Annotated in this window: 10 protein-coding genes, 1 pseudogene and 1 other annotated feature; of the genes and pseudogenes, 5 read left to right on the plus strand and 6 right to left on the minus strand. The window is 59.9% G+C overall.

The features are described from left to right. The first annotated feature begins 256 nt into the window (after positions 1 to 256). The 4 genes from msrB to JKG68_RS33950 all read left to right on the plus strand — a co-directional run bounded on the left by msrB (position 257) and on the right by JKG68_RS33950 (position 2,719). Positions 257 to 754 carry a peptide-methionine (R)-S-oxide reductase MsrB gene (gene msrB / locus JKG68_RS28535; protein WP_312891017.1) on the plus strand — a complete coding sequence of 166 codons (498 nt, stop codon included), beginning with the start codon at positions 257 to 259 and terminating at the stop codon, positions 752 to 754. Positions 755 to 792: 38 nt separating this feature from the next. Then, positions 793 to 1,434: a peptide-methionine (S)-S-oxide reductase MsrA gene (gene msrA, locus JKG68_RS28540; RefSeq protein ID WP_202065404.1), complete on the plus strand. Its 642-nt coding sequence runs from the start codon at positions 793 to 795 to the stop codon at positions 1,432 to 1,434. Positions 1,435 to 2,051: 617 nt separating this feature from the next. Next, the gene (locus tag JKG68_RS28545; RefSeq protein WP_202065406.1) at positions 2,052 to 2,204 is read left to right on the plus strand and encodes a hypothetical protein; all 153 of its coding nucleotides are present in this window, start codon (positions 2,052 to 2,054) and stop codon (positions 2,202 to 2,204) included. Beyond that, complete coding sequence (locus JKG68_RS33950) at positions 2,201 to 2,719, plus strand: DUF1440 domain-containing protein (RefSeq protein ID WP_202065408.1); 519 nt, start codon at positions 2,201 to 2,203, stop codon at positions 2,717 to 2,719. Before JKG68_RS28545 ends, JKG68_RS33950 begins: the two co-directional genes overlap by 4 nt. A 118-nt stretch (positions 2,720 to 2,837) precedes the next feature. On the opposite strand, the gene JKG68_RS28555 is transcribed toward JKG68_RS33950, so the two are convergent. The 5 genes and pseudogenes from JKG68_RS28555 to JKG68_RS28575 form a co-directional block, all read right to left on the minus strand. Then, positions 2,838 to 3,520, minus strand: a protein-coding gene (locus JKG68_RS28555) for an IS6 family transposase (protein WP_202065415.1) whose coding sequence is annotated in 2 segments (ribosomal slippage) — positions 2,838 to 3,226 and positions 3,226 to 3,520 — 684 coding nt in all. Because the reading frame shifts where the segments join, the coding sequence is not laid out codon by codon here. A gap of 40 nt (positions 3,521 to 3,560) precedes the next feature. Further along, positions 3,561 to 4,789: pseudogene (locus tag JKG68_RS28560) on the minus strand (IS3 family transposase). Next, positions 4,392 to 4,508, minus strand: a sequence feature (AL1L pseudoknot). It overlaps the preceding pseudogene by 117 nt. Before the next feature lie 340 nt (positions 4,790 to 5,129). Continuing rightward, complete coding sequence (locus tag JKG68_RS28565) at positions 5,130 to 5,861, minus strand: anti-sigma factor (protein ID WP_202065409.1); 732 nt, start codon at positions 5,859 to 5,861, stop codon at positions 5,130 to 5,132. After that, the gene (locus tag JKG68_RS28570; RefSeq protein ID WP_202065410.1) at positions 5,858 to 6,430 is read right to left on the minus strand and encodes a sigma-70 family RNA polymerase sigma factor; all 573 of its coding nucleotides are present in this window, start codon (positions 6,428 to 6,430) and stop codon (positions 5,858 to 5,860) included. Before JKG68_RS28570 ends, JKG68_RS28565 begins: the two co-directional genes overlap by 4 nt. A gap of 161 nt (positions 6,431 to 6,591) precedes the next feature. Further along, positions 6,592 to 7,626 (minus strand): alpha/beta hydrolase, encoded by a 1,035-nt coding sequence (locus JKG68_RS28575; RefSeq protein WP_202065411.1) that lies wholly within the window; start codon positions 7,624 to 7,626, stop codon positions 6,592 to 6,594. Positions 7,627 to 9,285: 1,659 nt separating this feature from the next. Between JKG68_RS28575 and JKG68_RS28585 the strand changes: the two genes are divergently transcribed. After that, complete coding sequence (locus JKG68_RS28585) at positions 9,286 to 10,050, plus strand: LuxR C-terminal-related transcriptional regulator (RefSeq protein ID WP_202065412.1); 765 nt, start codon at positions 9,286 to 9,288, stop codon at positions 10,048 to 10,050. Between the two features lie 119 nt (positions 10,051 to 10,169). On the opposite strand, the gene JKG68_RS28590 is transcribed toward JKG68_RS28585, so the two are convergent. Then, on the minus strand, positions 10,170 to 10,799 hold a 630-nt coding region (locus tag JKG68_RS28590), incomplete at its 5' end, for an IS6 family transposase (protein WP_202065413.1).

Consider the following 10,799-nt stretch of genomic DNA (forward strand, 5'->3'; position numbering starts at 1 on the left):
ACCATCACCGCAAAGGATGCCCGAGGCTGGATCAGGCATGCCGGCTATGCCGTACACTGATCCACAATTCGCTTTAGTGCCAAAAATATTCAATAGTCGTGTAACGAACAGCGCTTCTCCGGCGAATATCATTATGTCGTGTCTCTCATGACAGCCTTATGCGAGGGCAAAACCCTGCAGTTTGCGTTAGTCGTCAACCTCGGTTGCAGTGGGGTCAGCCTTTCGAGCTCTCAGCTTCGACATATGGAGGATATGGATCATGAACCGGCGTACCCTGCTTTCCAGAGGAGCCGCTGTACTGACCGGCGCCTTGTCGGTCGGCTCGTTCCCCCGCTCTCCGTCTCATGCGGCCGAAACGTTTGAGGTCACACATACGGATGAGGAATGGCGGCGCGTGCTGACGCCAGATCAGCACAAGGTGCTGCGCAAGCACGGGACTGAGCGTGCCGGGTCGAGCCCGCTCGATCGCGAAAGCCGCATGGGCACGTTCGCGTGCGCCGGCTGCGATCTCCCCGTCTACCGCTCAGCCGACAAGTTTGACTCGGGTACGGGCTGGCCGAGCTTCACGCGACCAATCGAGGGTGCAGTGGGCACCTCCGAGGATCGGGGCTGGCTTGGCACACGCACCGAGGTCCATTGCCGCCGCTGCGGCAGCCACCTTGGCCACGTGTTCAACGATGGGCCAAAGCCGACCGGGCTGCGTTACTGCATGAATGGGGTCGCGATGACGTTCTCGCCAGCGGAAGCGTCCTGAGGCGCGACACGGCTCGGGCAAGCACAGGAGAGACAACGATGAACCTCAAGGCGATTATCTTCGGCGCAGGCTTAGCTCTCTCCCTCGGGGTGACGCCTGCTTGGCCAGGCAGCGCGACTCTTCAGGGGTCAGAAGCGCCAAGGGTGGCTGTGGCTATCTTCGCTGGCGGCTGCTTCTGGTGCATGGAGCCACCCTTCGACAAACTCGATGGCGTGGTCTCGACGACCTCCGGGTACACCAACGGAATGCGGGTGAACCCCACCTACGAGGAGGTCTCGGCCGGAAAGACTGGCCATACGGAGGCGCTGAAGATTGTCTATGATCCTTCGAAGATTACCTACGAGAAGCTGCTTCAGGTGTTCTGGCGCAACCACGACCCGCTGACGGCGAACGCGCAATTCTGCGACAGGGGCTCGCAGTACCGGGCCGGTATCTACTACAGCAGTGAGGAAGAGAAGCATCTGGCAGAGTCGACCAAGGCAGCGATTGCACAATCTGGTCAGCTCAAGCAGCCGATCGTGACTGAGATCGTCGCGGCCACGGCCTTCTACCCGGCCGAAGACTACCACCAGGATTATTATATTAAGAATCCCATCAAGTATAAGTACTACAGCACGACTTGCGGTCGCGCGCGGCGCCTGAAGGAGCTTTGGGGTGATGAGGCCGGCGGGCAGTCGTAACCGAGAGCACCATAATGAGAGGCAGACCGAGTGTTCTCTTAGCCTGAGAGGGCTCATCTTGATTGCGCCGCCAACGCCGGAGCCGATGAAGCGCAAAGAGCGAAGTTATCAGCTTCGTTCGCATGGCGACCGGGCTGCGGCCGCGGGAACGTTGCACCGTCTCGCCGCGTATCCGCTTACCCCAGCGGCGTTTGAGCTGGGCACCTTCTACCGCTCTAAGCTCCTTGGGAAGTAGCCGGAGCGATCAAAGCCTTCGTGTCGTCCATCCTGAACCGAGTCAGTGCACTGGAGGACCATTCGTCACTAATGTTTGCACTCAAGTCTACACTGCTCGGGGCAAAATCGAACTATGGTCAAAAGAGGACGTTACCCCTAGACCATCGGGTTAAGTGGACGCACCCCTGGCCGATTCCGAGATGGACCCACCATCGCTGTGGTGCAGAACTTACCGAGTTTGACTTCTCGTCCGATGCTCTAGGCTGCACGTGACTACCAGGATGCGAATTCAGGGCTTTTGGATAGAGTGTGACTACCAACGCTGGTGGATTGAATCAGTCGGCGGCGCAAGGGGGCTGGCGATGACGTTCGCAAGATTCCAATGAGGAGATTTCGCATGCATGCCTCTCGAGAAGCCCATCTTCGCACCCCAAGGCACCCCGGCAACGGCTTACGGGACCAAGCGGATGGCCAACCTCGGACACAGCCGCGTTATGGGCACCAACCGCGAGGACATCGGAGGGCCAATGAGGCGAGCGGCGGCGAACTCGTGATCGACCTCCTGAAAGGCGCCGTCGCTGGAGCTGTCGGCGTTTGGGTCATGGATCGGGTCGACTGGTTCATGTATGAGCGCGGTCTCGACACGCAGGAGACACGATGCCAGACCGAGGCGGCACGTCCGGGCGGCATGGACCCGGCCCACGTGATGGCCAAGATGGGCGCTGACGCCGTAGGGGTGAGGCCCTCCTCGCCTAAGGAGAACCCGGCCGGTCTCACCGTGCATTACAGCCTCGGCATCATGCCCGGTATGCTCTACGGGGGAATGCGCGAACGCGTCAACTACGTGGGCGCAGGCCGCGGCCTGGGTTACGGCTTCGCCCTGTTCGTGATCGAGGATGAGATCGCGAACCCGCTGCTCGGCACCGCGGCGCCGCCCGGCCGATATCCTTGGACGGCCCATGCGCGGGGCTTGATCGCGCACCTCGTCTACGGCTTCGTCACCGACGCCGTTTTCTCCGTGCTGAGCGGAACACGCCACCCACGACGATTGCAGCGCAGGCCTTCTTAAGGCCGTCCGCCAGTGGTCTCCATCAATGTAGAAGTCTTTTCTGGTCTATACACCAGCGAGGGAGGTTCCGTCGCAAATCCGGAGCAGGGATGAGAAAGGAGGATATGCTGTGTTAAGCTCATGCGGCGAAGAAATCGAACTGCTTAGCGAGTGACGGCTGCGGATAACGGGCATATTTCGCCTGCTGTTTGCGCATCATATGGATCATCTCAATGCTGCCCAGGATCACGCCGGCACTGACATCAGACTGAAACCCGAGCATCGGTCGCACTCGCCTCTTGATCTCACGATGATCCCGCTCGATGCGGTTCTTAAGGTAGGCGCTTAGCCGGATGCGAATGGGTCTCAGATCGCGCCGCGATCTGTTTCTAAGCTGGTACGCGGTATCGCAGAACAGCATGGCTTCGCGGTTGGTCTGGGTGCCATCGATGACAGTCCGTTCCGGACGACCAGGACAGTTGAGCGTCTTGCGCAGGAACCGGTTTGCGGCCGCCAGATTGCGCCGCTGCTGAAGCAGAACTCGACGGTATCGCCGTTGCTGTCGATGGCACGGTACAGGTACCGCCACTGACCGCGCACCTTGATATAGGTTTCGTCGATGTGCCATCTGCCAGTGACGACCCTCTTGCGTCTATCGAAGCGTTCGAGCAACTCGGGAGAGTAGCGCACGATCCATCCATGGATAGTCGCGTGATGGACGGAGATGCCGCGCTCGGCCATCATCTCTTCGAGGTTTCGAAAGCTGAGATTGTAAGCCAAGTACCATCGGACGCAGAGCAGGATCACGGATCGATCAAAAATGAACCGCGCCGAGTTTTCCGGAGGCTAGTTGGCTTGGATTTTACGCGGCCATCGGCATGACCTCAAGTTGGGCGTAGTAGGCGGCCTCCGCCTCGGCGGGCGGGATGTTGCCGATGGGCTCGAGCAGGCGCCGGTTGTTGAACCAGTCGACCCACTCGAGGGTGGCGAATTCGACGGCCTCGAACGAGCGCCACGGACCGCACCGGTGGATCACCTCGGTCTTGACGAGCCCGAGGACGGTTTCCGCCGGAGCATTGTCGTACGGATCCTCGACACCGCCAACTGACGGTTCGATGCCCACCTCGGCAAAGCGCTCGGTGTATTTGATCGACACGTATTGGGCTCCCCTATCGCTGTGGTGGATGAAGTTGGCTCGCAGGAGGGGCTGCCGGTCATGGAGCGCCTGCTCCAGGGCATTGAGCACGAACTCGGCCCGGGCCGAGCGCGACACGCGCCAGCCCACGATCCGGCGGGCGAAGGCGTCGATGGCGAAGGCCACATAGACGAAGCCCGATCAGGTCGCCACATAGGTGAAGTCGCTCACCCACAAGGCGTTCAGCCGCGGCGCCTTGAACTGCCGGTTCACCGGATCGCGCGGGCATGGCGCTGCGGCGTCACTGACGGTGGTCCTGATGCTCTTGCCGCGAACCACCCCTTTGAGACCCATCTGCCGCATCAGCCGGGCGACCGAGCATCGTGCCACCGCGATCCCCTCGCGCTTCATCTGCCGCCACACCTTGCGGACCCCATAAACGCCGAAGTTCTCCGCAAAGACCCGGCGGATCTCCTGGCACAAGTCGGCGTCCCGGCGCTCGCGTGCAGGCCTTCGATCAGGATCCGCCTTGCGGGCGACGTGCTCGTAGTAGGTCGACGGGGCGATCGGCAGCACACGGCAGATCGGCTCGACCCCGTAAACCTCACGATGCTCGTTGATGAAGGCCTTCATGGCTTGAAGCGGCGGTCGAGCTCCGCCCGGGCAAAATACGCGCTGGCCTGGCGCAGGATCTCGTTGGCTTGGCGCAGTTCCCGCACCTCACGTTCGAGCGCCTTGACCCGCTCCTGGTCTGTGCTCCTCGGTCCGGGGCGCAAGCCCTGGTCGCGCTCCGCCTGCCGCACCCAGTGGCGCAGCGTTTCGCCTGAGCAGCCGATCTTGGCCGCAATCGACCGGATCGCCTCGTACTGCGAGGTGTACTCGTCCCGGTGCTCGAAAACCATCCGGACCGCCCGCTCGCGGACCTCTGGTGAATAAGGGGGTGTTCGCTTCGTCATGGCTCCATCCTGTCAGGTGTTGGAGCCTCTGGAACTCCTGGTGCGGTTCAGTTTTACGAGGCGTCCGGATACTGGTTGGCTGATCAATCCAGAATGGGACTGAGCAGGTGCGGAATCAACTGGATGAGCGTTTCTGGATCGCCCGGCTTTCTGACGACAAACGCTCCTCCTGGCAAATCACCAAGTTTGGGAGCGGCTCGCCCTAACACAATCAATACCCGATTTGCTGCCGGGCTGTGCGCACCCTGCGGGCCAGTTTGTAGTCGTTGATGCTTCCCAGCGACATCCCTACGGAGTCATCCCAACAACGTGCCGCCAGCAGAAAGCTGGGCGTCTTTGCTCAAAGCGTGGTGCTTGTGGTGCCCTTCATCAGCACGGGTCCGGTCGGGCGCCCAGTGGGTGAACCTGTGGCCGGTTCGAGGGTAATCTCGAAGAGTTGGTTGGGGCCGGTCTGCGGTAGGTTGCCAATGTTGAGGCGCACCGTGCGTGCCTGGTCGATGAGGCCAATCGAGACTGGGCCCCGTGCGCGATCCCAGAGCGTCCAGATCTCGAGTGCCCGGCCGGGCGGAACAGGGATCGCCTCAAGCGGGATGAGTTCAGCTTCACCATTGGCGAAGGCGTTGACAACTGCGGCTGGACGGTTCTGCTCAGTCAGCAGAACTGCAATGAGCACCGGCTCGCGTGTCGCCCGCGTGGCGAGCAGCCCCACACCAAGCGCCAGCAGAAGTGACGCGAAGGCGCCTGCAAGGCCGGTGATGCGCCAGAACCGCAGAGACTGCCAGAGCGCCGCGAAGGCTGCGTGGGGGCTTGGGATTGCGACAGGCGTGGGATCCTCAATCCGCAGCGGTGCCGGGGCCCGGCGGAGACCCGTTTCGATTCTGCTCCAGAGCTCACCTTCAGGCAGCACGGGTGTGGCTGTAGCGTCGAGCTCCGCCAGACAGGACTGCCATTGAGCGACGGCTGCTTGGAAGTCTACGTCATGTTCGCTGAGACGCTCGGCGATGCGCCGCTCGTTGCCATCGAGCAGGCCGATGACATACTGTGCAGCGAGTTGTTCATGCTCCGGGCTCACGGCATGCACTCCCGGAGCGCAGCAAGTGAGCGGCGCATCCAGGATTTCATAGTGCCGAGGGGCACATCAAGCCTACCGGCGAGTTCGCCATGGCTCAGGCCGTGCACGTAAGCGAGCACAACCGCGTGACGCTGAATGGGCTTCAGTCGTTCAAGGCAGCGCTTGAGGGCACTCGTGGTGGAGAGGCGCAGCACAATGGCCTCCGGGCTCTCATCTTCGCTTGCGAGACCCATTGGTTCGAAATCTTCGGTAAGTTCCGTGCGGGCTTCGCCGCGCAGGATGTTGAGAGCCCGGTTCCGCAGCACCGCGTAGAGCCACGTGTCAGCATTGCCGCGGGTGGCATCGAAGCTGGAGGCGTGCTGCCAGACCTGCAGGAAGGTATCGTGTACCGCCTCCTCGGCGAGAGATCTGCGACGCAGGAGCCTCGTCGCCACGCCAAGCATCCGGGGGGCCTCTGCATCATAGATGGTGCGCAGACCCGCGGGATCGCCGCCCGCGCAGCGGCGGAGCGCCTCCTCTAGGCGCTCCCGCTCAGACACGGGGCGGGACACAGGGGCGGAAGTAGTCATTGTGACGACAGCCATTGCTTGAGTACACCGGTTCACCTAACCCAGATGCACCGGTTGCAGGCTTTCTGGCTGCTTGCGGGGCCTTGGTGGTGGCTTGAGGGTTTATATCACTCGCATACGAATTTTAGGCCTGTGGTGAATGCCGCCCCTGCTTAGGTGTATCACTGCTTCTTCTCGCCTGAGCGCGTACCCGTCGAGCCTGTCGCTTTGACCGAGAATGCCTCTTTCAGTTCGCGTGCTGCGAGGTCTTGCGCTTTGTCTGCATCAGAGACGGCTGGAGCCATGCCGAAGAACTCATGGGTTGCACCCTCGAAGTTCTGGTAAGTGACTTTCGAGCCAGCTGCCTTAAGCTTTTCAGACAGGGTTTTGCCCTCAGACATAAGGGGGTCAATCTCCGCCGTGATCACAGTCGCATCCGGCAGATCGTTCAGGTTAGCTTGAACGAGGTTGAGCCTCAGGTCCTTCAGGTCGGCCTCAGACTGGACCGTGTTCTTCGCAAACCACGCCATAGCCTGCTTGCTCAGCGGAATGGCGTTCTCGTTTTCTTTGTAGGAGGTAGTCGTCATATCAGTGCCTGCCACCGGATAAATGAGGAGCATGTGCGCAGGTTGCTGGAACTTGCCCTCACGGGCAGCAATGGCAACATTGGCAGCAAGATTGCCACCTGCTGACTCCCCTGCCACGGCAACCCGAGTTGGATCGCCGCCAAACGATTGTGCATTCTTGAGCACCCATGAGTAGGCTGCAATGGCATCCTCGTGGGCGGCCGGAAACTTGTGCTCCGGTGCGTGGCGATACTCCACTGATACCACCACCGCATTGGCTTTCTTGGCCAGAGCCATGGCCGAGGCTTCGTAGGTGTTGATGTCGGCAATCACCCATCCGCCGCCATGATAGAAGACGACCACGGGCAGCGCACCCTGAGCCCCTTCCGGCTTGTAGACGCGCGCAGGCAGGTCACCTGAAGGGCCTGAGTAGGTGATGTCCTGTTTGGCCACCTTCATCTGTGCCATAAGCGCATCTGGGTCCTTACCCTCGTCCTTCAGCAAAGCTTTGACCGCATCAGCAGGTGTCGGACCTTTCCGGGTCTCTTCGACGGCCAGTGTGCCAAGGGGCTTAGCGCCGAGTTCCTGAAGCTTGGCGATGACACGGCCCATGTCCTTGTCGGCACGCTTCATGGTGCCGCTGTCGTCCATCTTGGAGGCCCCCTGCAGGGCTGAGCTGTCCATCTGCATGGCTGGCGCCGTTGGGGAGGATTGAGCTTGGCTCCGCTGCGCCTGTGCGGTGGAGCTGAGTGCTTGAGTACATACCAAGGCAAAGAGGGGGACAGCGGCAAGAGCTGCTCCTCGGGTCATAGCCATTATGGCGATCCTTTCAGGAAATTGCCGCGAATAACCTATGTTAATCGCGACATGTCTCTCATAACGGCATCAACAAGTTCCCGTTCCGGGTATTCCTCCAAAGATTAAACGCTCAACGCGCAAAGGTCCGGATGTCGCATAGGTGAGACCTACGCTTGAGGGCAGCAATCCTCGCGTAATCAGACGTCCCTCAAGGTCGCCGAATTTCACTGCTTGACTCAGATGTATGGACCGGCCGTGCGCCGCAAGAGTCTCCGATAGGCGAGGTTGATCTTGCACACATGTATCCGACCCTTTGCGGAGCAACGCTCTTGGCCATCATGGATATCCGCGCATCGGTTCTCATAAGCGAACCGGCCCTGTTACGGCCAAGTGGGTCACCAGAGCACCCGTGCGACCGTTCCCCATCTCGTCTTCTTCTCGCAGACCTTGGCGCGCTCCAAGCGGTTGATGCAGGGCAGGGGCGATGCTGCCCTTTACCCATCACAACCGCCGTACGTGGTTCATAAATGCGATTCTAGCTCAGCACACTCCAGGCAATCCGCGCCAGCTTGTTGGCCAAATCTACCGCAAACACGTTGTGGTGCAGGCGCATCGAGGCGGCCGTCAGCCATGCGCCAAAGCTGGGCTGGCGCCACTTCGCTGGCCAGAGCAGCAGCACGCGGGCCGCTCGGATCAACAAGGATCACAGGTAGGGAGGCGGCCCAGCAAGGTTCTGTTGCCGGTGGAGTTCTGCGAGGAACCAAGCCAAGCCAGGCCCCATAGTCACGTTCCCGGCTGAAGGCGGCTCCGTTGCCGATGCTGGCCACCATGGCACTGGCGATGATCAGTCCACCCCCGGCACGATCATCAGGCGCTGGCAGGCCGATACAAGCTTCAATGCCGCTCAGGCAGCAGGGCATGTTGGCCAGCTGCGCCTAGACCTGGCCACACGAGAGCTTCTGGCGCAGGACAATAGCGCCGCCGGCATCCAGGCCGATGAAGTGGAAGCTGTTGTTGCCGATGTGATCCCAAGGGTAAGAACTTGGTGAAGCGGAGCTGTGGACATGGCTCAAATCCTCGTGCTGGGGCACCCCAAATACCGGTGTGGTCGGCCCCAATGCGAGATCCGGATTAAATGTTAGTGGTCCAACGGATTGGTCCTGCCCCTCTCAGGTCAAAATGCCGGAAAAGATTGTCCTCGAAATTGATCAGTTGGGCGGGTCAGGACCATGTCCGGTCCACATCTGTGAATTATTGCAGTCCTAATGCTAAGCTTCTAATCGTGGCGACAGCATACTCAACGATGTAGATCGCGGCGATCCGGCACATATTCCGAGGTATCGAGCAAAACGGAGAAATTAACATAGGTTATCTCTGAGGCGTGTGATAGTGCTTTGCTTGTGGCAATGCCCTGACTACCTACTCGCCATGTGCATCGCGTCTTCCGATAGACATGATGCTCGTTGCCTCTGTACTTTTCCCTTCACATCAAAAGCTAAGCAGGTGGCAGACATGACTGTGCAAACGATCAAGCTTGTACCTAAGCCGACCCTTCGGACTGAAGATCAGGCAAGCGGTCTTGAGACAACGGTTGCAACGGCTCTGATTTGCAAAAACTCCCTACTGCGTTCGGGACTCCAGCAAATCCTGCGGGAAACGCCGTTCGTGCTGGCTGAGGCAGGTGCGGTCACAGGTCCACGATTGATCCAAGATGTGCCAGAGCCTGCACTCTTCGTCATCCAAGCGAACCAAGACACCAGCAGCATGCTTGAGGCGGTCAGGGCAGCAAAACAACGGTTCCCGAAGGCGCGGGTCGTTGTTCTGGCGGATCAGTTCGATCTCGGCTTTGTGCGGATCGGACTCCAGGCAGGAGTTGATGGTTTCTGTGAAGCAGCAAGTTCCCCTGAAGTTCTGATCAAATCCCTTGAACTGGTCATGCTCGGAGGAAGTGTTCTGCCCTCGGCGATCATGCACTCGGTATTAAGTGAGATGTTCCAGAATCCAGAGCAGCCACTCCATAATAATCCAGTGGCCGAGCCGGAGCCTTCTAATATGAGGGAGTGCAAGCTCTCCGTGCGAGAAGCCCAAATCCTGGGTTGCCTTATGCAGGGTTCGCCCAACAAGATCATTGCCCGCAATTTGGATATTGCGGAAGCCACCATCAAAGTCCACGTCAAAGCCATCCTGCGCAAGATCGGCGTGGCCAATCGCACTCAGGCAGCTATGTGGGCAACTGGGCACCTGCCGCGACAAGGTGAACCGTCAGGAAATGCCTGAGGTGGCAGCGGCAGAGAGCGCGGTCGGGAATGAGGTCCGCTTCCATCGTCCCGGCTCGATGAGAAGGCACTGTTGCAGTAACTTGAAAAGGGCATAACGAACCCAGTTCAACGGGCCGCTCAGGCTGCAAGACCGAAGAACTGATTGACGAGACGGATTTCGCCTGTCACTCGACGCTCCCGCTGGATGCAGTGACCGCGGCGGATCATGCGCATGATCTCAAAACCCTTCAGGGTCGCAGCGGCGGTGGTCATGGTCTGAAAGCCGCGCGTCGGACGGATCACGCGCTTGAGCGCACCATGATCCGCCTCAATGATGTTGTTCAGGTATTTCGAGGTGCAGTGCTCGACATCCCTGGACAGCAGCCCTTCGCCCTGTAAGCGCCGGATGGCCTTCGGGTACGAGGCCAGTTTGTCCGTTGTGATCGAGGACGGCGGATAGTCGCTCATTGTCTTCAGAGCCTTACGCAAGAAACGATAAGCGGCGTTGGTGGTGCGGTGATCAGACAGCATGAAGGCAATCAACCGGCCGTGCTTGTCGACCGCGCGGAACAAGTATTTCCACTTGCCTCCTACGCGGACGTAAGTCTCGTCCACTCTCCAGGAGCCTGAGCGAGATCCCTGGTAGAGCCGGATCCGCTTCTCGATCTCTGGCGCATAGCGCTGAACCCAACGGAAGATCGTGGATGGGTCAACATCAACGCCGCGCTCAGACATCATCTCGGCGAGATCGCGATAGCTGATGCCGTA

This window comes from Microvirga aerilata, assembly GCF_016743775.1.
Classification (GTDB): Bacteria; Pseudomonadota; Alphaproteobacteria; order Rhizobiales; family Beijerinckiaceae; genus Microvirga; species Microvirga aerilata.